Raw genomic sequence first — 23,259 nt, forward strand, 5'->3', positions numbered from 1 at the left:
CATGCCGGGCAGCACCGCCTTCTGGCGCGACCCGTCTCTCCCCCACGTGGAGAGCCGGCGTGCCTGCCACAGCCGGGCGTGCTACAAGCCGCACAGCCATCCCACGTTTTCCATCGGCGCCGTCGACGCAGGCGGCAGCATCTTTACAGGCAGCAAAGACGGCAAGGTCGCCCTCGGTAATGGCAGCCTGGTGCTGGTGCCGGCCGGCTGCGTGCACGCCTGCAATCCCCTGCCTGACGCCCCGTGGAGCTACCAGATGCTGCATCTCGATGCGCGGTGGCTGCAAGCACACGCGCCGGCGCTCGATGGCGACACGGCGACGGTGTTGCGTTGCCCGCTGCTGTATGCGCAGTTTTGCGCCATGAATGCGCTGCTGTTTTCAACGGCCGGCGCGGCGGAGAAAAATGCGGCGCTGCTGGCGTTCCTTGGCGCTTGCGCCAGCGCCTGCGCAGACGTGCTGCCGTCGGAACGCAAGCCGCTGCCGCGGCAACTGGCGCCCGTGTTCGCAACGCTGCAGGCGCAGCCCTCGGCCAGCCTGCGGCAACTGGCGGAGGCGGCTGGCCTGAGCCCCTATCAATTGATCCGCGCCTTTCGCGCCGCCACGGGCCTGACGCCGCATGCCTACCAGCTGAATATGCACGTCAACCGCGCGCGCAGCCGCTTGCAGGAAGGGACGGCGCTGGCGCAGCTGGCGCATGAGCTGGGCTTTGCCGACCAGAGCCACCTGCAGCGCGTCTTCAAGGCGCATGCGGGCATCACGCCCGGGCGCTACCGCTAGCCTGCAATTTTCTTCAATACGCGCCGGCAGCAGCATTGCATACTCGCCTCCCTATCGTTACGGAGCGCAAGCCATGCAGGACTTTTTATTGATCGCCGCCGCCCACTTTCTTTCCCTGCTGTCGCCCGGTCCCGATTTTTTCCTGATCGCGCGCACCTCGCTGGCCCACGGCTGGCGCGCCGCTGCCGGCACGTGCATGGGCATTACCGTGGCCAATGCGGTGTTTATCGTGGCGGCATTTGGAGGACTGTCGGTGCTGCGGGCGGGCAGTACGGCATTCATGGTGGTGCGGCTGGCGGGATGCGCCTATCTGCTGTACCTGGGCTGGCTGTTCTTGCGCCATGCGGGCAAGAGCGGCCTGGATGCCAAGCCCGCCACCGGCAAGGCGCGCTGGCGCGGCAGTGTCGTGATGGGGTTTGCCTCCGCCATCCTGAATCCGAAAAATGCGCTGTTCTATGTCAGCCTGGCCGCCGTGCTGGCCTCCAGGCAGACAAACACCGCTGCGATGGTCGCATATGGCGCGTGGATGGTCTTTGCCGTGCTGGCGTGGGATATGGCGGTGGCGCTGGCTATCGGCAGCACCGCCCTGCGGCAGCGCTTTGCGCGCGCGCTGCCGTCGCTGGAACGGCTGTCTGGCGTGATGCTGATCGTGCTGGCGGTGGTGCTGCTAGCGGATCAGGCTGGCAGCGGATCCAGGTAAAACACGGCATACACTTTCAAGGGCGTGGTTTCCGTCGCTTTTTCCGAGCGCACGACGGAGCAGTCGTCGGCGGCCAGGCTGCGCCAGTTCTGGATGCCGGCCTTGGCGAACATGGCGTGCGCGGGGGCATTCGCCGCCAGGTCCAGCACCAGGCAGGCGTTGCGCGGGCCGGCGCCGTAGTTGACGGCGCGGATTTCAATGCCGAAGGTCGTCATCCACGGTTCCCACAAGCCTTTTTCCTTGCCGGCCGCCATGCGCTCGAGCATCTCGCCAAACGTCAGACCTTTCTTGACGGTATCGCGCAGTGCTTGCAGCGACGGCGCCAGGCGGGGATCGGGCTGCTTGTTGCCGGCGCGGATCTCGGCGATCGCTTTCAATTCCTTGATGATGGCCGCATCGCGTTCCGTGTAATCGCGCATGCGCGCGTAAAACTCGGCATCGAGAAAGGGATTGACGGTCAGCTTGGCGACGCCCTCTTCGCGGCGTTTCGGGGAGGGCGTGTTGGTTTTGGTCATGGCGATGGAGGGCAAAATACGTTGAGGGCCGCCAGTTTAACACCATGGCGCGTCGGCGGCGGCGTTAGCGCCGCTTTAATGTTGCCCCTGGCGGGTGCGGGGCGGCCACTGCGGCGCGCGCGCCAGGCCGCATGAAGTCACGCCGTGGCCCGAACAGGAAGACGGCGCCCGCATACAGCCCCGCCAGGGGGAAGCGCACCTCCCGGAGCAACTGCTGGAAAATGGCGATCGACTGCGCGCGGGTGACGGGAATGTCGGCGCGCCACTGGCACAGCACGTCATGCACGAGGCTGGCATGATACGTCGCCGGCAAGCCCAGGTGCTGCGCGCCATCGGGCGTGCCCACATAAAATAGGCCGAGCACGCTGATACAGGGCGAACAGCCATCCCAGGCATAGCCGGCGCGGATGCGGATCGCCGATTCGCGTATCGTCACCCACTCGTTTTCAAACTCTATGCCGTCAAGCAAGGGCGAGCAATAGCCATAGTCGCTGCCCAGCGCATAGCGCCAGGCGTTGCCAGGCATGCCGAAATTCTTCGGCATCAGCGGCCTCCCTGCTGTGCATGCCGCCGTTGTCGCCTATATGTCGTCTGCATGGGGTTATCTTGATCATTATCAATATCAAGATTTAAACATACTCCTGCAAAAGAAGGGCAACAAGCGGCAGACTCAGGCGCGCGGCGCCGCCGTCGATTCGCGCACCACCAGTTCGGGTTTCAGGCGCACGTCGAGCACCGGGGAATCGGGCGAAGCTATGGTTTGCAGGATCAGCCGGGCCGCTTCCGTGCCGATGCCGTGGTGGCGGATGCGGATGGTGGTCAGGGGCGGACGGATCATGTCCATGTAGGGCATGTCGTTGTGGCCCACCACGGAAATATCTTCGGGGCAACTCAAACCCAATTCGCGGATGGCGTCGTAGCAGCCGAGGGCCACCAGGTCGCTGCCCGTCACCACGGCCGTCGTTCGCGGCGACTGGCGCAGCAGTTCCAGCAGGGCCGCCTTGCCGCATTCGCGCGAATAGCCGCTGCTTTCAAACACGAACGCTTGCGAGCGATCGAGTTCGCTGGCCTGGATGGCGGCCAGGAAACCGAGGCGGCGCACGTGGCCAGTGGACAGGTTTTCCGGGCCGGCAATGTGCGCGATATGGCGGTGGCCCAGCGCCAGCAAGTGTTCCACCGCCAGACGCATGCCAACCACGTCGTCGCTGACGACGCAGGAAGCGACGCCCGTCTCGTCGCTGCGGTTGACGGTAACGACGGGCACATTCTGGTCGATGCACATCTTGATGACGGGATCGTCGCGCCGTGCGGTAGCCAAAATCAGGCCGTCGACCTGCTGTCCCAGCAGGCGGTTGATGACGAACAGCTGCTCTTCCTCGTCAGCACCCACGTTGGCGACGATGGCCAGGTAGCCATGCTTGCGCAAGCCTTCCTCGATGCCCAGCAGGATCGGTGGAAAGACAGCGTTGGTAATGTCGGGCAAGACCACGCCGATGATGCGCGACTTGCGGGTGACGAGGGTGGAGGCGGCGCGGTTCGGCCGGTAGCCGAGCCGGCCCGCTTCGGCCAGCACGCGCGCGGCCACCTCGGCGCTGACCATTTGCCGCGTTGCCGGGTTCATCACGCGCGAGACGGTGGAAAAGTGCACGCCGCTGGCCCGCGCGACGTCGCTTAAGGTGGGGTTCTTGTTTGTCATGGGCTTCCCGGATCGCAATACGGTGATTTTATCGCAAAAAATGCCCCCGCCGTCAAAAACCGAGCAAACGCTTGCATTGAAATAATGCCGTTGCCCAAAGCGGTTTTGGCCGGCTTAAGTACAATCCAGCCTTGACAGCGTGCAAACGCTTGCATACCATGACTCGGACTTACCACTCGGGCCTGGTTGCCCCTCACAGAATTCCTATGTCTACTTCGCACAGCAAGCACGCCGAACAGAACGGCGAAACCTTCAACCTGAAAGAAGCCGCCCTCGCCTATCATGCGGAACCCCGCGCAGGCAAGATTTCCGTCACGCCAACCAAACCTCTGGGCGACGCCCGCGCCCTGACCCTGGCGTACTCGCCGGGCGTGGCCTTTGCCTGCGAAGCCATCGTGGAAGATCCGCGCACGGCCGGCATCTATACGTCGCGCAGCAACCTGGTGGCCGTGATCACCAATGGCACGGCCGTGCTGGGCCTGGGCGATATCGGTCCGCTGGCCAGCAAACCGGTGATGGAAGGCAAGGCTTGCCTGTTCAAGCAGTTCGCCGACGTCGATGTGTTCGACATCGAACTGGCCGAAAACGATCCCGACCTGTTCATCGACACCGTGGTGCGCATGGAGCCGACCTTTGGCGGCATCAACCTGGAAGATATCAAGGCGCCCGACTGCTTCTACATCGAGCAGCAATTGCGCAAGCGCATGAATATTCCCGTCTTCCACGACGACCAGCACGGCACGGCCATCATCGTCGCGGCCGGCATCCTGAACGGCCTGGAACTGGTCGGCAAGGACATCGGCAACGTCAAAGTGGCCGTCTCGGGCGCTGGCGCCGCGTCGATCGCCTGCCTGGACCTGCTTGTCTCGCTGGGCCTGAACAAGTCGCTGCTGAAAGTGTGCGACAGCCAGGGCGTGATCTACCCGGGCCGCGATGCCAGCATGGAAGAGAACAAGGCGCGCTACGCGAACGACACGAGCGACCGCGACCTGGCTGACGCCATGGTCGGCGCCGACATCTTCATCGGCGTCTCGAAGGGCGGCGTGGTCAGCGCGCAGATGGTCGAATCGATGGCCGCCAAGCCGCTGATCTTCGCCCTGGCCAATCCGCATCCGGAAATCGCCCCGGAAAAAGTGCACGCCGTGCGCGACGACGCCATCGTCGCCACGGGCCGCTCGGATTACCCGAACCAGATCAACAATGTGCTGTGCTTCCCGTACATCTTCCGTGGCGCGCTCGACGTGGGCGCCACCACCATCAATGAAGAAATGAAGCTGGCCTGCGTGCGCGCCATCGCCGCGCTGGCCAAGGAGCCGTTGCCGGGTCACGAAAGCAGCGCCCTGACGCCGCTGCAACTGATACCGTCGCCGTTCGACGAGCGTCTGCGCAGCTGGGTCGCGCCTGCCGTGTCGCAAGCAGCCATCGCCACCGGCGTCGCCACCCGCGTGCCAGCAGTCGCCTGATACGCGTGGCAGGCGATCCTGCCTTAGCAAAATAACAGCAAGTTACCATTGCTTACAAAAAAACCATGGCTGAAAACCATGGTTTTTTTCATTTCCCCCTTGAGACCGCCTATATAGTTATCGAAGAGTAAATTCCCGGGTGCCGTTTTTGCTGCCCCCTTCGATTACAATGACGCCTACTTTATGTTGCTACAGTTGCCATAATGGCGACGTCGTGCGTTACCAAGGATATTCATGCTCGGCCTGACCTCTGTTTGTGTTTTTCTCTTTTCGGCATTGGCGCTGGCAGTCAACAGCGGATATTCCCTTGGCGCGCTGGTGCTGCTGCTGGCCAGCAGCTGGCTGCTGTGGAAACGCCCCCGTCTGAATCTGCAGCGCCGCGATTACCTGATGCTCGGCACGCTGCTGCTGTACTTCTTCATCTTTACCGCCAACATGCTGTATCACGCCGATCCGGCGCGCGAACTCGACATGCCCCTGCGGGCCCTGCTGGCCGCGCCCGTGCTGCTGCTGCTGATTGCCTATCCGCCGCGGCCGGAAGCGTGGTGGAGCGGTGTTGCCATTGGTGCCATCGGCGGCGCTGCACTGGCTTTTTGGCAATTCTTTGTCCATGACATTGCTCGTCCCCAAGCTGCCACGAGCAACGCCATCCATTATGGCAATGTGAGCATGCTGCTGGGCATGCTCTCGCTATGCGGCGTCACGTGGGCACGCGCGCAATCGCGCCAGCGCCTGTGGACAGTGCTGATGCTGTGCGGCTGCATCGCTGGCATTGCCGGTTCGATCATCAGCGGTAGCCGTGGCGGCTGGCTGGCATTGCCGATCTGTGTCTGCATCATCGCCCTGCATCATGCTAGAAAACACGGCAAACGTTACCTTTTCAGTGTCGCAGCCGCCTTTGTCGTATTCGGCACCCTCGTCTATGCCCTCCCCAACTCACCGGTGCGGGAGCGCAGCGTCGCCGCCATCAACGAACTGAACAGTTTCAATGATTCCGGCAACATATACTCTTCCGTTGGCCAACGCGTGGAAATGTGGCGCTCCGCGCTGCGCATGTCGGATGAAAACCTGTTGCTGGGCATCGGCCGCAATGGCTATCTGGCGCAAAAGCAGGAGCTGGCAGCCGAAGGCAAGATGAATGCCGTGGCGCGCGACTTCACGAATGCGCACAACGACTATATCGATTCGCTGGTCAAGCGCGGCATGCTGGGCCTGTTAGCATTGCTGGTGCTGTTTTTCCTCCCGCTGCGCTTGTTCACCCAGTCCCTGCGGGCGGCAGGACATGGACAAACGACACAACCCTATGCGCTGGCCGGCGTCATCCTGCTTTCCTGCTATATCACGTTCGGCTTGACGACGAACTCGCTCACCCTGAATATCGGCATCATCATGCTGGTCTTCCCGATGGTGATACTGTGGGCCATGCTGCGCCAGCAAGAACGCATTGCCTAAGCTTCCGCCTGACCGTTTTTGCTGTCCCCTGCAAGGAACCATACCGATGCTCACGCCCGACCTGAAGCGCCTCACCGCACTGCACGCGCCCTACAAGAAACACCTGGCCCTGGCCTTGCTGGCGATGGTCGTCACGGCGGCGACGGAACCGCTGCTGCCGTATGCGCTCAAGCTGCTGCTCGACAATGGCTTTGGCGGCAAGGTGAATTTTTCCTTCTGGCTCGTGCCGCTGATCGTCATCGGCATCTTCGCCATGCGCGGCGCGTCGACGTTTGCCAGCAGCTACCTGATGAGCTATGTCTCCACGCGCATCCTCAACGAGTTGCGGCGCAGGATGTTTGCCAGCATGCTCAACTTGCCCATCGACTTCTACAACACCCACACGGTGGGCAAAGTCATCAACTCCATCATGTTCGAAGTACAGCAGATCATCGAGATGGTGACCAAGGTGTTTACGTCGATCGTGCGCTCCTCGCTGACCGTGCTAGGCCTGCTGGCGTGGCTGCTGTACCTGAACTGGGTGCTGACCCTCGTGACCCTCGTGCTGCTGCCCCTGCTGACCATCGTCGTACGCACCACGGGCAAGCGCCTGAAAAAACTCAACCGCGACTCCCTGGCCGTCAACGCGGAGCTGACCCAGGTCATCGAGGAAACCACGCGCGCCCAGCAAGTGATCAAGATCTTCGGCGGCCAGGACTACGAAAAGTCACGCTTCGAAGAGCGTGCCGAGCAATTGCGCCGCTACAGCATGCGCATGACCACCACTTTTTCCGCCACCGTCCCCATCACGCAGGTGATCACGGCCGCCGCCGTGGCCCTGGTCATCGTGATGGCCCTGTTCCAGTCGGAGCAGGGGCAGATCACGGTCGGCGGGTTTGTGTCCTTCATCACGGCCATGCTGATGTTGCTGACGCCCTTGAAGCAACTAGCCGAAGTCAACGGCCCCCTGCAGCGCGGCATGGCCGCCGCGGAAGAAGTCTTTTTGCTGATCGACAAGACGCCGGAGCGCACGGGCGGCCAGCCGCTCGCCGGGCGCAGCAAAGGCCGCATCGAGTTCAGGGACGTGAGCTTTGCCTATCCCGGACATCCGGAACCGGCGCTGCAACACATCGATCTGAGCATTGCGCCAGGACAAACGATCGCCTTTGTCGGCATGTCCGGCGGCGGCAAATCAACCCTGGTCAGCCTGCTGCCCGGCTTTTACTCGGCCAGCAGTGGCGAGATCTTGCTCGATGGGCAGAATATCGATACCATCGCCCTGACGAGCCTGCGCAGCCAGATCGCCATGGTCAGCCAGCAAGTCGTATTGTTCGACGATACCCTGGCCGCCAATATCGCGTATGGCGATGCGGCGCCGGACCGGCAACGCATCGAAGCGGCTGCGGCCGCCGCCTTCCTGTCGGACGTCATCGGCGGCTTGCCCGACGGCCTGGAAACGCGCTTGGGCGACAACGGCTCGCGCCTGTCCGGCGGCCAGCGCCAGCGCGTGGCCATCGCCCGCGCGATCTACAAGGATGCGCCCATCCTGATCCTCGATGAAGCGACCTCGGCACTGGATACGGAAGCGGAACGGGCCGTGCAAGCGGCGCTGGAACATCTGATGCAAGGTAAAACCACCCTCGTTATTGCGCATCGGCTATCAACAATTGAACGTGCGGACCGTATCGTGGTATTGTCACATGGGAAAATAATGGAAACCGGCAGTCACCAGCAATTATTGGATGCCAACGGCGCCTATGCCAATCTGCATCGCCTGCAATTTTCCCAGCAAGTGGCTTGACACCATCGAATGAATACCTGAAATCGTACTGATACATGACGCCTTTGATTCCCGCCGAACTTCTACAAAAGTCGGACAAAATTCTTTTCATCGCCCATCTGGCGCTGGGAGACTTTACCTACCTGCAAAACGGTTTCCGCGCCTTCGCCGCGGCCTATCCCCATATTCAGATCCACCTGTGGGTCGACGAAGTGCGCCGCACGTCCGACGCGAAACAATGGGAAAGCCTGCGCACCTATTCGCTGTATGACTGGGTAGAGCAGTCTGGCCTGTTCGCCAAGGTGTACCGCAAGACCTACAGCCCGGCGCTCTACGAAGAGTCACTGCGCGAAGCCAAGGCGGAACACTATCCTGTCGTCGTGTCACTGGCCCACGTACGGCCACAGCAATACGCGGATCTTGCCCGCGCGATCAGCCCGAACGGGCTGGTGATCGGCACGCGCAAGCCGTTCAGCCCACTGCGTCCCTGGCATTACCTGGCCTATCGCAAGATCGATGCCGTGCTGGCCTCGTATGCGGGACAGGATGCCGGCGAGCACCATATCAGCAGCGTGTATGCGGACTGGTTCCATCAATTGACGGGAATCGACATTCCCGTGGCCGAACGCTATCCCTTCGTGCACATTCCCGAGCAGGCGCTGCAGCAAGCGCAGGCGCAGCTGGCCACCTGGGGCTTTGCGCCGCGCCAGGGTCCGCTCGTACTCCTGAACCCGTTTGCCAAGTCGCACAAGCGCGGCTGGCCGCTGGAACGCATCGCCGAACTGATCGCGCGCATGCAAGCGATGCCGAAGTGGAAAAATGCCTGCTTCCTGATCAATGCCATGCCGCAGGAACTGGCTAAGGTCGATGCGGTCGTGCAGGCGCGTGGCTTGCCGCGCACGCAAGCCTTCAGCGCTGTCGACAACTTTTTCCAGCTGCCCGCCATGCTGGCGCAATGCGACCTGATCATTTCGGTGGAAACGTCGATCATGCACCTGGCGAACGCCGTGCATGTGCCGGTGGTGGCATTGATGCGCAAGAAGAATCCGGAATGGGCGCCGTTCGACAGCGCCAACAGCACCGTCATCACGGTGGCGCGGCGCAGCGACTGGGTCAAGGCGATCTCGGTCGACCAGGTATTGCAGACCATCGCCTAGACAACACTGCAGTGGCTAACCGGTGCCCAGCATGCTGATGCGCACCAGGTCGGCCACATTGTCGACGCCCAGCTTGTCCATCAGGCGCGCCTTGTGCACTTCCACCGTGCGCACGGAAATGCCCAGTGCCGGGGCGATATCGCGGTTGTGCTGGCCTGTCACCACCAGATGCATCACTTCCCGCTCGCGCGGCGTCAAGGCGCGCAGCAAGGCTTGCCCCTCCACCTGGCGCAGCAATTGGCCGCGCGCATGCGCCTCGCGCGAAAACGCTTCATCGATAGCTGCCAGCAACTTGTCGTGGTCAAACGGTTTTTCCAGGAAATCGCTGGCCTGCGCCTTGAAGGCCTGGCGTGCCAGGGCGACGTCGCCGTGTCCCGTGATAATGATGACGGGCAGCATGCATTTGAGCTCCAGCAAGCGGCGCTGCAGGCTCAGGCCATCCATGCCCGACATGCGGATATCGACCAGCAGGCAGCCAGCCCACTCGGGACGCCAGCTGTGCAGGAAATCCTCGCCGCAGGAAAACAGGGCCGTGCGGTAGCCGCGTATGCCCAGCAGCAAACCCAGCGCATCGCGCACGGCGGGATCGTCGTCGACGATAAACACCGTCAAATTACTTGTCACCATACTCTCCTGTAGCAGCCGCACTGGCGCGCGCCAGGGGCAGGACAAAACGAAAAATGCCATGCTTGCCCACTTCGGCCCATAGCTGGCCGCCATGCGCTTCGACGATGCTGCGGCTGAGCACCAGCCCCAGACCCAGACCGCTGGCCTTGCTCGAGACAAACGGTTCGAACAGGCGCGCCGCCAGACTATTGGAAATGCCGGGGCCGCTATCTTCCACGGACAGGCGCAGCCGCCCGCCTTCGAGCCGCTCGGCCGAGACCGTGATGCGGCGCCGTCCGCGCGGCTGACCCATCACCGCATCCTGCGCATTGGCCAATAAATTACGCAACACCAGCTCGATTTGCAGGCGGTCGGCGTTGACGGCCAGCGGCGACGGCGGCACCAGCACCAGTTCGATGCCATGTTCATGGAACAGCGGCGTGAACTGGCGCGCCATGCCCTCGATCAAGGCGCTCGCCTCCACCGCTTCGAGCTGCATCGCGCCCGTGCGGAAAAAGTCGCGCAGGCGGCGCACCACGTCCGCGGCGCGTCCCGATTCCACGATCATGTGTCCCACCGCGCCCTGCAGCAAGGCGCCCGTCTCGCCCCGCTCCAGCAAGTATTCGCACGCCTTGCCATAGGTCGACAAGGCCGTCAGCGGCTGGTTCAGCTCATGCGCGAGCGCGGCAGCCATCTCTCCTGCGGCCGCCAGCCGCAGCGTGTGTTTCAGTTCGTCGGCCACCTGGCGCATCTCATCGACGACGATGCCGATAAAAAATCCCACCAGCGCCAGCACGGCATCGAGCAGTTGCAATTCATAAAACTGGATATCCACCGCATGCGTCCATTTCACCAGGGTGATGATGCACAGTTGCAATACAAACACGGCCAGCACGGCGCCGTGCAATCCCTGGCGCGAGGCGGCCCAGATCACGGGGAGAAACAGGAAGTAGAAATGCTTGTATTCGGAACGCACGATGGAACCGAAGAGGCTCCACAGCACAAAACTGGCGAGTGCCAGATACGCCAGGGTTTCCCAGCGCCAGACGGCGGCATGCAGGCGCTCGCGCCCCCGTTCGCTGAACAGCACCCAGATCAGCGGCATCGACACCAGCATGCCGACCATGTCGCCGATGCCGAAACGCCAGACTGCCGTCCCCCATTCGCCGGCCGGGATGCGTCCCGTCAGCGACAGCAGGGAAATATAGCCGAGCGCATTGAGCACGGTGCCAAACAGCACGATGGCGACCCAGGCGCTCAGGCGGCGCCGGTTGTCGAAGATGTCGCTGCTGCTGAAACTGCGGCGCAAGACTGCGCCCATACTGCCATAGCCGAGCACCAGCCACGCCGAACAGAGCAAGGTCAGGGGCAAGCCTGCCGGCATGCCGCGCACCAGTACCTCGCCTGCCACCAGGGCAATAAACCACGGCAGCGCCGCCTTGCGGCCGTGGATCAGCCAAAATACCAGGCCCAGCGCGGGATCGGGATTCCAGGGGGTGATGTTCAGCCCGTACATCGGGTCGATATACGTGGCCCAGTCAAACAGCAGATACAAGCCGACAAAGGCGGGATACGGCAGGTAGCGGGACAGAAATAGGCGCATAACGGTGTTTTTTTAACTGTCCCGCATTATGCATCGCAAGCGTGCGCCACGCCATGCCAACTTGCGTTATAAGCACATGAAATAATCTTCATGCAATATCGCAAGGCACGCAGGCAGGCAGCGTCAGGCTTCGGCCAACGGCAAGCGCACTTCCACCAGCAAGCCCAGGCCGCCATTACCTCTGTGCAACTGAATCGTGCCGCCGTGCTGGCGCACGACGGAAGCGACGATGGACAAGCCCAGGCCGCTGCCTGGCTGCACCTGCTGCGGTGCGCGGAAAAAGCGGTCGAACACGCGTTCATACAGGGCCGGCGCGATGCCCGGCCCCTGATCGGCCACATGCAGCACGGCCTGGCCCCGCTCCGCATGCAGCGACACCGTCACGCTGCTGCCGCGCGGGCTGTACTTGATGGCGTTTTCCACCAGATTGTCGATCAGCGAGACCAGGCTCTCGCGCTGTCCGGCTACGCTGAGCGAAACGCTGGCTTGCAACTCAAGTTCGATATCGCCCGCCTGGGCCAGGCCGGACAAGGCCGCCAGCCGGTCTTGCAGCAAGGTATCGAGCGCCTGCCGCCGCGGCAACTCGCCCCCGCCCGCCTGCACTTCGCTGCGCGTCAGCTGCAGCAGCTGGCCCACCAGGCGCGCGGCCCGGTTGCCGCTGTTCAAGATACCGTCCAACAGCTCTTGCTGGCGTGCATCATGCGCCTGCCCCTGCAGAGCCTCGACATTCACGCGCATGGCCGCCAGCGGCGTGCGCAGCTCATGCGTTGCATCGGCGATGAAGCTGCGTTCGCGCGAGGCACTGGCATCGACCCGCTGCAGCAGGGCATTGATATTATCGACCAGCGCCGCCAGTTCGCCATGCGGCGGCTTGAACGCCAGCGGACGCAAATCCTGCGGTCCGCGCGCCGCCACCTCCTGCGCCACCTTGCGCCACGGGCGCATGGCAAGGCGGATCGACAGCCAGGCCGGCACCAGCAGGAACGGCAGGCTGATCAGCAACGGCAGCAGGTAGTAGCCACGTGAATTGATCGTGACGAAAAATTGCCAGGCGCCCCCCACTTCCAGCACGGTCACGCGGGTTGTCCCTTCGGCCAGGCTGCGGCTGCGCCAAGCCTGGCCCTTGATGTACACCACTTCCATCTGCTCGGGGCCGGCGCTGCGGATGCCGCTGGGCGCCGCGGGGGACTTGTAGACCAGTTTGCCTTCGCGCCAGACCAGGATGCGCGGCGCCAGCTCAGGTACCTGGCCCATTTCAAATTCCTCGCGCAAGGCTTCGTCGATCGCGCGCAAGCTTTGCTCCTGGCGCTGCGGCTGCTCGGCCAGGTTATCGGCCACGCTGATAATGGCGTGCAGGACGCCGCGGCTCACCGTGCTCGCTTCGCTCGTCCCCTCGAACAGCACATACGCCACGGCCAGGCTCCACAGCACGGTCAGCATCAGCATTTGCGCCATCATCAGGCGGCGCACCAGGGTAGGCCGGCGCAGCATGGCCCAGAAACGCCCCATCATGCGCCAGCACCCGGCGGGGGGGATGTCTCGCCCTGCTGGTCGATGACATAGCCAACGCCGCGCACGGTACGGATATAACCTTCGCCTATCTTGCGGCGCAGGTTTCCCATATGCACATCCAGGGTATTGCTGGCATTGGCCAGCCCGCCGGGCAGGATGTGCTCTTCCAGCACGCGGCGCGTGATGACCCGGTTGGCACGCATCAGCAAGGTCTTCAGCAGGGCATATTCACTGGCCGTAAGCTCCACGGGCCGGCCATGTACGCTGACCCTGCGCGTGGGCACTTGCAGCAGCAAGCCGCGCAATTCGATGGTGTCGCCATCGAAGCCATAGCTGCGGCGTGCCAGGGCGCGCACGCGCGACAGCAGCTCGGCCAGCACGAACGGCTTCACCAGGTAGTCATCGGCGCCACCGTCCAGGCCACGCAAGCGCTGTTCCAGCGTATCGCGGGCGCTGAGGATCAGCACCGGCAGGCGCGCCGCGCGCAGCCGGGCCAGCAAATCGAGGCCATCGCCATCGGGCAAGCCCAGGTCCAGCAGCACCAGTTCGCAACTGTCGTGCTCGATGCTGCGCGCCGCATCCTCCAGGCTGCGCACCCAGACCACTTGCATGCCCTGGTCGCGCAGGGCAATCCGCACGCCATTGCCCAGGTCCATATCGTCTTCAATCAGCAGTATCTTCATGGGGAGTATTAAACCACCGCAAGCTGAAGAATGGGTAAAGAAGCGTTCTTCATACAATCTTAATAAAAGGCTCATTTTTCCTTCATGGCAAGGATGGATACTGTCGGCTGTCAATCGAGCCACTCCGGACTCGGTTCTCCACCTGACGGAAAACTCCATGCACGCATCTACAACCTTGTTGACCTCGCTGGCACTGGCCTGCGGCCTGAGCTTGAATCCCCTGGCCGCCGCGGCGGCCGAACCGGCGGCGGAAAATGTCTTCACCATCGGCGGCGGCGTCGCTGCCGTGTCCAGCTATTCCGGTGCTGACAAGCTGTCGGCCTCGCCGCTGATCATCCTCGACTACGCCATGGCCAATGGCTTGTTCTTCAGCACTTCGCGCGGCATCGGTTATGGCGGCCAGGCAGGCCCCTTCAGCTACAGCGCCGCGCTGGGCTACCGCGGCAATCGCGAAGACCACAAGCGCAATGGTGCCAACGGCTGGGGCGGCAGCGATTATCTGAAGGGCATGGGCGAAGTCAAGGGCAACGCCAGCGCCCTGCTCAGCGCGGGCTATTCGCCCTTGCCGGGCCTGTCGTTGAGCGTGTCGAGCGACATTCCCCTGTCGAACCGCGAAAACGGCGCCAACGTGCATTTCGGCGCGACAGGCCAGATCTACGGCCGGGCCGATGCCAAGGGCGTGCAGCAAGACAGCGTGAACATCAGCGGCCAGCTGGGCTGGGGCGAGCGCAAGTACGTGCAAACCATGTATGGCGTGACGGCCACCCAGGCGGCGAATACCTCGTTCAAGCAATACACGCCCAAGGGCGGTTTCTATGAAGCACAGGCCACCATCAACTGGGAGCACCGCTTCGATGCGCGCTGGGGCATCAATACCCTGGTCGGCGTCGAGAGCCGCCTGGGCGACGCGGCCAAGAGCCCCATCGTGCAGCGCAAGACATCGCCGATCGGCGCTGTCTATGTCACCTACCGCTATTAAGAGCGGGACGGCATAAGGGGAACCCGTACGCTGTTTCGCCAATTTACACAGGGGGGTGGCATGGATAACATGACATGGTTTTCCGACTATGGCCATCCCTTCCATGCATGCATCGCGCCTTGCCCCGCAACGTCACCGCGCCCCAGACAGCGCCGCGGGCGCGGGCGGCAAGCCGGGCCAGGATACCTTGCTGCTGCTCTTGCCCGTCAAGCGCGCCAGCGACATCATCTACGGCGCGCGCTACGCCAGGCGCTTGCAGGAATGGGGCATCCAGGTCAGCGTCAGCCTGCTGCACGTGATAGCGGCGCCACCGCGCCAGGCCGATGGCTTGCCCCGGCACAGCGCCGGCGCATGCCATGCGCTGGACCCGGCCACGCAGCAGATGATGCACGAGGCGGGACTGTATCTGAGCCGTTCGCAGCTCGCCTTCAGCACGCATATTGTCGCCGGCGAGCTGCTGTTTACGATCCTCGATACGGCTGAACTGCTCGGCTGCCACGAAATCGTCCTGCCGGCCCTGCGGCACAGTCCCTGGCAGCGCCGCAGGGCCGGAGCGCTGGCACGCAGGCTGGCGCGCGCCACGCGCAGCGCCACGGTCTTGCTGGCCGATACCGACGGCATGAGCGGACCGCCGCCTGCCTGAAGCGCCGCCGGCGCCAGGCCCATCCACATACACATGGAACCCTTTGATGACACAAGCCATTACCCTGCACGCAGGCCTGAGCAATATGCCGCCAGGCATGTCACGCGTGCGCGAGCTGCTCAAGCTGCAATTGCGGGCACAGCTGCAGCGCCGGCAGACGCGCATCTGGCTGCAGCTGCTCAATTCCCATCCCGTGTTCCAGGATTTGCTGCAAGCCTATCCGCGCATGATGCACAAGGTGTACCGCCACTACCTGAGCACGAACCTGTCGTGCCGCCAGCGCGTCGCCTTGCTGGTCGAGCACTATCATTTCATCCTGCAACAAGGCTGGGGCAAGCTGATGACGCAGGCGGCGCGCGCTCCCGTGCGCCTGGGTACCGTACCGGGAAAATCGGGCGCACCCTACCACCTGCAGCTGTGTTCGCTACAACCGATGGACCGCGAAGGCGAGATGGTATTGCAACTGGCACATGGCGATGACGTGATCTACTCGGTCGCCTTTACCTTCTTCGGTTCCCGCGCGCGCGCCAGCATGGGCGTGGGCATCGGTTGCATCCAGGGTCCGCGCGGTGCGGAAGGCTTGCGCCGCGTGCGCGAGGCTACGCGCGACCTGCATGGCATGCGCCCCAAGGCCCTGATGGTGCGCCTGGTGCGCCAGCTGGGACATGAACATGGTTGCCGCAACATGGTACTTGTAGGTAACGCCAACCGCGCCGTCCACCATTCCGCCAAAAAGGGCCGTTTGTTCGCCGACTACAATGCCCTTTGGCAAGAACTTGGCGCCCAGGCACGCAAGGATGGCGATTTTGAGCTGCCATGCGAAAATCTGCCCCTGCCTGCCCTGGAAGACATTCCGTCAAAAAAACGCTCGGAAGCACGCAAACGCCACGAACTGACGCTGGCCATGATCGGCAGCCTGCGTAGCGGCCTCGACACCCATCGCAGCCCGCTGCAGGTCGCCACGGCAGGCACTGCGGCAGCCGCCAACGAGGCACGGCAAGCGGCAGATATGGACGACGAAGACTACGCTTCCGCCGCCGCCTGAGCACCGCCCCTCCTCCTGCGGCACACGCTTCAACCCGTGCGCGGCACAATCCTGTTACGCTAGCGCTATCGGTATGCACATGTGGTGCGCCGGTTCCCCCAACGCTTACTAGGAGGCAAGTCATGCGCGTAGACATCTACCGCCGGGCCGAGCACGACGGCATTTTTTCCTACCTCGCCGTGCCGGAAGGAAAGCTCATCCCGGAAGAAGTTACCAATACCGACTGGCAGCTGGAAGTACGCGCCAGCGAAGTGGCCGACGATGCCCAGGCCTTGCCCAACTACCATATCGAACAGCCGCACCAGCAGATCGCCGCCAAGGGCTATGCGATCACGGGCCTGAAAGACATGTAAACGAAAAAAGCCAAACCAGCGTGTCCGCGGTTTGGCTTTGTTGTATGCGCCGGGCGGTGCCGGTCAGTATTCGACCGCCACTTCTTGCGCACCCAGCATTTGCTCCAGCGCCATCTGCAACTCATCCGATGGCGCCACTTTCCACTCGTCACCAAACTGCAGCACACAACTGACGCCTTGCGGGCTGATCTTGGCTGCGATCGGCAGTCCGTCCGCCGCCCGGTGCGGCGTGATCACGTCGCTGATGCGTTTCATGTCCAGCGTCGTGGGCAGAGTCAAGCCCAGCTGGCGGCCATACTGCACCCGCGCGGCGATGATGTCGAAGGCGCTCTCGGCGGTGATGCGCAAGCCGCCCGAAAAACGGTCTTCCGACACCTTGCCCACGACGGCCAGGAATTCATCTTCCTTGAAGATTTTCCTGTTCGAGTCGAACAATTCGCCGTACACCGTCACTTCCACCGTGCCGCTCTTGTCGTCCAGGGTGACGATGAGGATCTTGCCGCGCTGCGTCATCTGTGTGCGCAAGCCCGTGATGACGCCCGCCATCATGCGCGGTTCGCGCGACGGCGACAGTTCCGACAATTTCGTGCGCGCAAAACGGCGCGCCTCGGGCGCATACGAATCGAACAGGTGGCCGGACAGGTAGAAGCCCAGCGCGATCTTCTCTTCCGTCAATCGCTGTTTGTCCGTCCACACGGGAACCTTGACGTACTCGGGCGGCGCCACCATGTCGCTGTCGTCGCCGCCGAACAGGCTCACCTGGTTTGCCGCCTTGGCGGCCTGGTCGGCGCACTCCATGGCGAACGCCACGGACGCGAGCAGGATGGCGCGGTCGACCTTCAGGCAATCGAAGGCGCCGCTGCGGATCAGCGACTCGATGGTGCGGCGGTTGATCTGCTTCTTGTCCACGCGCTTGCAGAAGTCGAACAGGCTCGTAAACGGCCCGCCCGCCTCGCGCGCGGCGATGATGGCTTCGATGGCGTTCTGGCCGGAACCTTTCACGGCGCCCAGGCCATAGCGGATCTGCGTGACTTTCTTGCCGCTCACGGACGGCGCCGCACCGCTTGGCGTGAAGCGGTAGTCCGATTCGTTGATATCCGGCGGCAACAAGGTCAGCTTGCAGATTTCCAGCGAGTCTTCCACTAGGATCTTGATCTTGTCCGTGTCGTCCATGGCCAGCGACAAGTTGGCGGCCATGAAGGCGGCCGTGTGGTGCGCTTTCAGGTAGGCCGTGTGGTACGACAGCAAGGCATAGGCGGCGGCGTGCGATTTGTTGAAACCGTAGCCGGCGAACTTTTCCATCAAGTCGAATATCTCGTCGGCCTTTTCCGCCGTCAAGCCATCTTTCGCCGCACCGGCGCGGAAGATCTCGCGGTGCTCGGCCATCTCTTCGGCTTTCTTTTTACCCATGGCGCGGCGCAACATGTCGGCGCCGCCCAGCGAGTAGCCGCCGACGATCTGCGCCATCTGCATCACCTGCTCCTGATACACCATGATGCCGTAGGTTTCGGACAGAATCGATTCCGTGCGCGGATCGGGATAATCGAAACGTTCGCCGTGCTTGCGCTTGCAGAAATCGGGAATCAGGTCCATCGGGCCCGGACGGTACAGCGCCACCAGCGCGATAATGTCTTCAAAGCGGTCGGGACGCGCATCTTTCAGCATGCCCTGCATGCCGCGCGACTCCAGCTGGAACACGGCCACGGTCTTGGCCTTGGTCAACAAGTCGTACGACGGCTTGTCGTTCAGCGGCAAGGTGGCCAGGTCGAAGTTCGCCTGCGCCGGATCGAGCTGCTTGATATAGCGCACGGCGCGGTCAAGGATGGTGAGGGTCGTCAGACCCAAAAAGTCGAACTTCACGAGTCCGACGGCTTCCACGTCATCCTTGTCGTACTGCGATACGACGCCGGAATCGCCGCCCTGCGTGTACAGCGGGCAGAAATCCGTCAGCTTGCCCGGGGCGATCAGCACGCCCCCCGCGTGCATGCCGATATTGCGCGTGATGCCTTCGACCTGCTGCGCCAGGTCCAGCAGTTGCTTGACCTCTTCCTCGTTTTCCAGGCGTTCCTTGAGCAGCGGTTCCTCTTCGATGGCGTCGGCGATCGACACGGGCTTGCCGGGCTTGAACGGGATCAGCTTGGAGATGCCGTCGCAGAAGTTGTAGCCGAAATCCATCACGCGGCCCACGTCGCGGATCGCGCCCTTGGCCGCCATGGTACCGAAGGTGGCGATCTGCGAGACGGCCTCCTTGCCATACAAATCCTTGACGTGCTGGATGACGCGGTCGCGCCCTTCCTGGCAAAAGTCAATATCGAAGTCGGGCATCGAGACGCGTTCGGGATTCAGGAAGCGCTCGAACAGCAGGTTGTACTGCAATGGATCGAGGTCGGTAATCAGCAGCGAATATGCCACCAGCGAACCCGCCCCCGAACCGCGGCCCGGGCCGACGGGCACGCCGTTTTCCTTGGCCCACTGGATAAACTCGGCCACGATCAGGAAGTAGCCGGGGAATTTCATGTTGCAAATCGTGTCCGTCTCGAATTTCAAGCGCGACTCGTAGCGCGGGCGCTCCTTTTCACGGCGCTCGGGATCCGGATACAGCTGCAATAAGCGTTTTTCCAGGCCTGCCTGCGACTCGGCAACGAGGAACTGGTCGATCGTCATGCCGTCCGGCGTAGGGAAGTTCGGCAGCTGCGGCTTGCCCAGGGTCAGGGTCAGGTTGCAGCGCTTGGCGATTTCCACGGAATTGGCCAGCGCGGCCGGCAGGTCGGCGAACAGTTCCGCCATGTCGGCCTGCGACAGGAAGCGCTGGCTGTCGTTAAACCGTTTTACGCGCTTGGCGTTGGCCAGCATTTCGCCTTCGGCGATACAGGTGCGGGCTTCGTGGGCAATAAATTCTTCAGGGGAAATAAATTGCACGGGATGCGTGGCCACCACGGGCAAACCCAGCTTGGCCGCCAGAGCCACCGCATGGCGCACCTGCGCCTCCTGGTTGGCCTGGCCGCCGCGCTGGATTTCGATATAGAAATGGCCGGGGAAAATCTCGGCCCAGCGCTGTGCATTGCGCTCGGCCAGGGCCAGGTTGCCATTCTCGATGGCCGTGCCGACATCGCCGAAATGCGCGCCCGACAGCACGATCAAGCCATTCGCCGCGCTTTCGCCCGGGTACAGGTCGTAGGTATTCGTCGCCAGCGCCTGCAGCCACTCGATGCGCAGTTCGGCGCGGCCCTTGTACTGGTTCGTCAGCCAGGCCGTCGACAGCAGTTCGCACAGTTGCAGATAGCCCATGCGGTTCTTCGCCAGCAGCAGCAGCCGCGACGGCTTCTCGCGGTTGTCGTCATTCGTGATCCACACGTCGACGCCGACGATGGGCTTGATGCCCTTGCCGCGCGCTTCCTTGTAGAACTTGACCATGCCAAACAGGTTCGACAGGTCGGTGACGGCCAGCGCCACCTGCTTGTCCTTTGCCGCCGCCTTGACCACGTCGTCGATGCGCACCAGGCCATCGACGATCGAGTACTCCGAGTGCACGCGCAAATGGACGAAGGCAGGACCGGGCTGCATCGCTTGCTGTGAACCTGCCGGAGCGCCGGCCTCTTGCATTACCATTTCCATCCTGTGTACCGTTTCGTGCAAAATTCAATGGGGTCTATTCTACCGCGTCGCGGCCCCGGACCGGCGGTGCGGCCCTCGGTTGCGGGCAAGAAATTCCTGCCGTGCACAGCCCGCCGGCACGGCAAAACGTGGCTGGCCGGGTATCCTGCCTGGCCTGTCGGGCTTATAATATCGGCTGTTCAGTCTAACCCGATCGCCATCATGCAAGCCATCACCCCTGCCACACCCGCCGTTTCCGCCGCCGTCAGCCCCCTGGCCGCCACGTTTGTCAATATTGCCGCGTATAAATTCATCACGCTAGCCGATACGGAAGCCATGCGTCCCTTGTATCAGGAGCAATGCCTGGCGCTGGAACTGAAGGGCACGATCCTGCTGACGCCGGAAGGCATCAACATGTTCCTGTCGGGCACGCGCGAACATATCGATGCCTTCCTCGCCTGGGTCCGCAGCGACGAACGTCTGGCCGATCTGGAATGGAAGGAAAGCTTGTCGAACGAGCAATCGCACAAACGCATGCTGGTCAAGCTGAAAAAAGAAATCATCACCATGCGCATGCCGCTGATCAAGCCGGAACTGGGCCGCGCCCCGTCCGTCGATGCGCAGACGCTCAAGCGCTGGCTCGACGCCGGCGTCGACGATGCGGGTAAACCCGTGGTCATGATGGAAACGCGCAACGCCTTTGAAGTGGACGTGGGCACGTTCAACAACACGCTTGATTACCGCATCGACAAGTTTACGGAATTTCCGGCCGTGGCTGCCGCCCACAAGGATGAACTGGAAGGCAAGACCGTCGTCACCTTCTGCACGGGCGGCATCCGCTGCGAAAAGGCCGCCATCCACATGAAGGAAATCGGCTACGACAGCGTGTACCAGCTCGACGGCGGCATCCTGAAATATTTCGAGGAAGTGGGCGGCGAGCACTACACGGGCGACTGCTTCGTCTTCGACTACCGCACGGCGCTGAACCCGAAACTGGAACCGACGGAAACGGTGCAGTGTTTTGTCTGCCGCGCCGTCGTCACGCCGCGCCAGCAGCTGGCGCCGGAATACGTGTATGAGGTGTCTTGCCCGCATTGCTACGGCAACAAGAACTAGCCCCTGCCTTGCCCATGCGCGCCTGGTGGCGCGCAACAGCGCCACTCCCCGCCAGCGCCAGAGGCGCGCCAACTGCGCATGTCATAATTCACAATATTGCCCGATTCCGGGAACGCCACCATGCATAGTAAAGACAAGCAATAACAAGATGACAAAACAAGGCTTGGCCATTGCGGTCGTCATACCCAGTTACAAGGTCGATAGGCATATCCTCTCTGTCATCAGTCAGATTGGCGCCGAAGTGAGCCGAATTTATGTCATCGACGACTGCTGTCCGGACCACTCCGGCGACCTGGTCGAGGAGCACTGCAGCGACAAGCGCGTGGTCGTGTTGCGTCATGCAGAAAACCAGGGCGTCGGCGGCGCCGTCATGACAGGCTACCGCGCCGCACTGGACGACGGCATGGATATCATCGTCAAGGTCGATGGCGATGGCCAGATGGATCCCGCATGCATTCCCGACTTTATCGCGCCCATTGTTGCTGGCGAAGCCGACTACACCAAGGGCAACCGCTTCTACGATCTGGAAAGCGTGCGCAGCATGCCCAAGGCGCGTCTTTTTGGCAACGCGATCCTGTCTTTCATGAGCAAGATTTCTTCCGGCTACTGGGATATTTTCGATCCGACCAACGGCTACACCGCCATCCACTGCGAGGTGGTACGCCACCTGCCGATGCAAAAAATCAGCCGCCGCTATTTTTTTGAAACTGATATCTTGTTTCGCCTGAATACATTGCGCGCCGTCGTCGCCGATATCCCCATGGATGCAAAATATGGCGATGAGGTCAGCAATCTGAAGATTTCCCAGGTGGTGCTGGAATTTTTTGCCAAGCATCTGCGCAATTTCTTCAAACGCATTTTCTACAACTATTATTTACGGGACCTGTCCATTGCCTCCATTGAACTGCCCATCGGTGTCCTGATGGTTGCCTTCGGGTGCGTGTTTGGTGCGACGCAATGGCTGCATTCCGTCCATGACGATATGCCGGCCTCGGCAGGGACAGTCATGCTGTCAGGCTTGCCGGTGATTGTCGGCCTGCAATTAATCCTGGCCTTTCTCGGACACGATATCAGCTCGATCCCTAAAAAACCGTTCCACCGCATTCGGCGCGGCAGGAAGTGAAGGCGTGATGGCATTGCCTGACGGACACACTACAGGCTGCGCCCGTGCGGAGTATGGCGCACGGGAGATCACCCCCAGCAACTCTATGGAGATAAATGAATGACTTACATCGTGGCCCTGTTATGTGTGCTTGGCATCGCAGCCGGGCAAATCCTGTTTAAAATCAGTGCCAATGGATTGCTGCAGAGCGGCAGCTTTTTTTCCGTCAAAACCCTGGCCGCACTGTCGGCGGCCATCTGCCTCTATGGATTGACGACGCTGGCCTGGGTCTGGGTATTGCAGCGCATCGAACTGGGCCGAATCTACCCGCTGATGGCGCTGGCCTTTGTACTGGTGCCGATCGGCAGCCATTTTCTCTTTGGCGAACGTTTCCAAACCCAATACATGATCGGTGTCGCGCTGATCATCGTCGGCATCCTTGTTGCCACAAAGGCATAAGCACCCTGTCGCCGCCACCCACGGTGCTGGTCCATTCTCTTGCT

The 23,259-nt window shown here is 62.2% G+C and carries 20 protein-coding genes and 1 pseudogene; 13 read left to right on the top strand and 8 right to left on the bottom strand.

Annotation, left to right across the window (positions count from 1 at the left end):
• The first annotated feature begins 1 nt into the window (after window position 1).
• Together U0004_RS24940 and U0004_RS24945 are read left to right on the top strand one after the other, a co-directional pair.
• Window positions 2-778: an AraC family transcriptional regulator gene (locus tag U0004_RS24940; RefSeq protein ID WP_070254274.1), complete on the top strand. Its 777-nt coding sequence runs from the start codon at window positions 2-4 to the stop codon at window positions 776-778.
• Window positions 779-851: 73 nt separating this feature from the next.
• Window positions 852-1,478, top strand: coding sequence for a LysE family translocator (locus U0004_RS24945; protein WP_070254275.1), 627 nt, complete (start codon window positions 852-854; stop codon window positions 1,476-1,478).
• Here the strand turns inward: U0004_RS24945 and U0004_RS24950 are convergent.
• The 3 genes from U0004_RS24950 to U0004_RS24960 all read right to left on the bottom strand — a co-directional run bounded on the left by U0004_RS24950 (window position 1,454) and on the right by U0004_RS24960 (window position 3,689).
• On the bottom strand, window positions 1,454-1,993 hold the full coding sequence (locus U0004_RS24950; RefSeq protein ID WP_226939445.1) for a hypothetical protein: 540 nt from the start codon (window positions 1,991-1,993) through the stop codon (window positions 1,454-1,456). The two genes, U0004_RS24945 and U0004_RS24950, sit on opposite strands and share 25 nt — an antisense overlap.
• A gap of 64 nt (window positions 1,994-2,057) precedes the next feature.
• A complete protein-coding gene (locus tag U0004_RS24955; protein WP_052140504.1) occupies window positions 2,058-2,537 on the bottom strand; it encodes a hypothetical protein in 480 nt (159 codons plus the stop codon).
• 126 nt (window positions 2,538-2,663) lie between these two features.
• Window positions 2,664-3,689 carry a LacI family DNA-binding transcriptional regulator gene (locus tag U0004_RS24960; protein WP_034786474.1) on the bottom strand — a complete coding sequence of 342 codons (1,026 nt, stop codon included), beginning with the start codon at window positions 3,687-3,689 and terminating at the stop codon, window positions 2,664-2,666.
• A gap of 206 nt (window positions 3,690-3,895) precedes the next feature.
• Between U0004_RS24960 and U0004_RS24965 the strand changes: the two are divergent.
• The 4 genes and pseudogenes from U0004_RS24965 to U0004_RS24980 all read left to right on the top strand — a co-directional run.
• A pseudogene (locus tag U0004_RS24965) lies at window positions 3,896-5,134 on the top strand (malic enzyme-like NAD(P)-binding protein); the annotation flags it as partial.
• Window positions 5,135-5,386: 252 nt separating this feature from the next.
• Window positions 5,387-6,604, top strand: coding sequence for an O-antigen ligase family protein (locus tag U0004_RS24970; protein ID WP_070254276.1), 1,218 nt, complete (start codon window positions 5,387-5,389; stop codon window positions 6,602-6,604).
• A gap of 46 nt (window positions 6,605-6,650) precedes the next feature.
• Window positions 6,651-8,384, top strand: coding sequence for a lipid A export permease/ATP-binding protein MsbA (msbA, locus tag U0004_RS24975; protein WP_070254277.1), 1,734 nt, complete (start codon window positions 6,651-6,653; stop codon window positions 8,382-8,384).
• A gap of 35 nt (window positions 8,385-8,419) precedes the next feature.
• On the top strand, window positions 8,420-9,520 hold the full coding sequence (locus U0004_RS24980; RefSeq protein ID WP_070254278.1) for a glycosyltransferase family 9 protein: 1,101 nt from the start codon (window positions 8,420-8,422) through the stop codon (window positions 9,518-9,520).
• Between the two features lie 15 nt (window positions 9,521-9,535).
• Here U0004_RS24980 and U0004_RS24985 read toward each other — a convergent pair whose 3' ends face one another.
• The 4 genes from U0004_RS24985 to U0004_RS25000 all read right to left on the bottom strand — a co-directional run bounded on the left by U0004_RS24985 (window position 9,536) and on the right by U0004_RS25000 (window position 13,924).
• Window positions 9,536-10,147 (bottom strand): response regulator transcription factor, encoded by a 612-nt coding sequence (locus tag U0004_RS24985; RefSeq protein WP_034786674.1) that lies wholly within the window; start codon window positions 10,145-10,147, stop codon window positions 9,536-9,538.
• Window positions 10,134-11,729, bottom strand: coding sequence for an ATP-binding protein (locus U0004_RS24990; protein ID WP_070254279.1), 1,596 nt, complete (start codon window positions 11,727-11,729; stop codon window positions 10,134-10,136). The genes U0004_RS24985 and U0004_RS24990 overlap by 14 nt, the downstream gene beginning before the upstream one ends.
• A gap of 123 nt (window positions 11,730-11,852) precedes the next feature.
• Window positions 11,853-13,241, bottom strand: coding sequence for an ATP-binding protein (locus tag U0004_RS24995; RefSeq protein ID WP_081345478.1), 1,389 nt, complete (start codon window positions 13,239-13,241; stop codon window positions 11,853-11,855).
• On the bottom strand, window positions 13,238-13,924 hold the full coding sequence (locus tag U0004_RS25000) for a response regulator (protein ID WP_070254281.1): 687 nt from the start codon (window positions 13,922-13,924) through the stop codon (window positions 13,238-13,240). Before U0004_RS25000 ends, U0004_RS24995 begins: the two co-directional genes overlap by 4 nt.
• Window positions 13,925-14,081: 157 nt before the next feature.
• Here U0004_RS25000 and U0004_RS25005 point away from each other — a divergent pair, with 157 nt between their 5' ends.
• The 4 genes from U0004_RS25005 to U0004_RS25020 all read left to right on the top strand — a co-directional run bounded on the left by U0004_RS25005 (window position 14,082) and on the right by U0004_RS25020 (window position 16,944).
• Window positions 14,082-14,903: a MipA/OmpV family protein gene (locus tag U0004_RS25005; RefSeq protein WP_070254282.1), complete on the top strand. Its 822-nt coding sequence runs from the start codon at window positions 14,082-14,084 to the stop codon at window positions 14,901-14,903.
• Between the two features lie 88 nt (window positions 14,904-14,991).
• A complete protein-coding gene (locus tag U0004_RS25010; protein WP_070254283.1) occupies window positions 14,992-15,546 on the top strand; it encodes an adenine nucleotide alpha hydrolase family protein in 555 nt (184 codons plus the stop codon).
• A gap of 46 nt (window positions 15,547-15,592) precedes the next feature.
• Window positions 15,593-16,591: a VirK/YbjX family protein gene (locus U0004_RS25015; protein WP_070254284.1), complete on the top strand. Its 999-nt coding sequence runs from the start codon at window positions 15,593-15,595 to the stop codon at window positions 16,589-16,591.
• A 122-nt stretch (window positions 16,592-16,713) separates the two neighbouring features.
• On the top strand, window positions 16,714-16,944 hold the full coding sequence (locus U0004_RS25020) for a DUF6139 family protein (RefSeq protein ID WP_034786466.1): 231 nt from the start codon (window positions 16,714-16,716) through the stop codon (window positions 16,942-16,944).
• A 63-nt stretch (window positions 16,945-17,007) separates the two neighbouring features.
• Here U0004_RS25020 and dnaE read toward each other — a convergent pair whose 3' ends face one another.
• Window positions 17,008-20,547: a DNA polymerase III subunit alpha gene (gene dnaE / locus U0004_RS25025; protein ID WP_070254285.1), complete on the bottom strand. Its 3,540-nt coding sequence runs from the start codon at window positions 20,545-20,547 to the stop codon at window positions 17,008-17,010.
• A gap of 213 nt (window positions 20,548-20,760) precedes the next feature.
• On the opposite strand from dnaE, the gene U0004_RS25030 reads away from it, so the two are divergent.
• From U0004_RS25030 to U0004_RS25040, 3 genes are all read left to right on the top strand, one after another.
• Window positions 20,761-21,654 carry a sulfurtransferase gene (locus U0004_RS25030; protein WP_070254286.1) on the top strand — a complete coding sequence of 298 codons (894 nt, stop codon included), beginning with the start codon at window positions 20,761-20,763 and terminating at the stop codon, window positions 21,652-21,654.
• Window positions 21,655-21,802: 148 nt separating this feature from the next.
• Entirely contained in the window at window positions 21,803-22,777 is a 975-nt protein-coding gene (locus tag U0004_RS25035; protein WP_070254287.1) for a glycosyltransferase family 2 protein, read from the top strand.
• 99 nt (window positions 22,778-22,876) lie between these two features.
• A complete protein-coding gene (locus U0004_RS25040) occupies window positions 22,877-23,215 on the top strand; it encodes a DMT family transporter (protein WP_070254288.1) in 339 nt (112 codons plus the stop codon).
• Window positions 23,216-23,259: the final 44 nt, after the last annotated feature.

Source organism: Janthinobacterium lividum, from assembly GCF_034424625.1.
GTDB lineage: Bacteria > Pseudomonadota > Gammaproteobacteria > Burkholderiales > Burkholderiaceae_D > Janthinobacterium > Janthinobacterium lividum.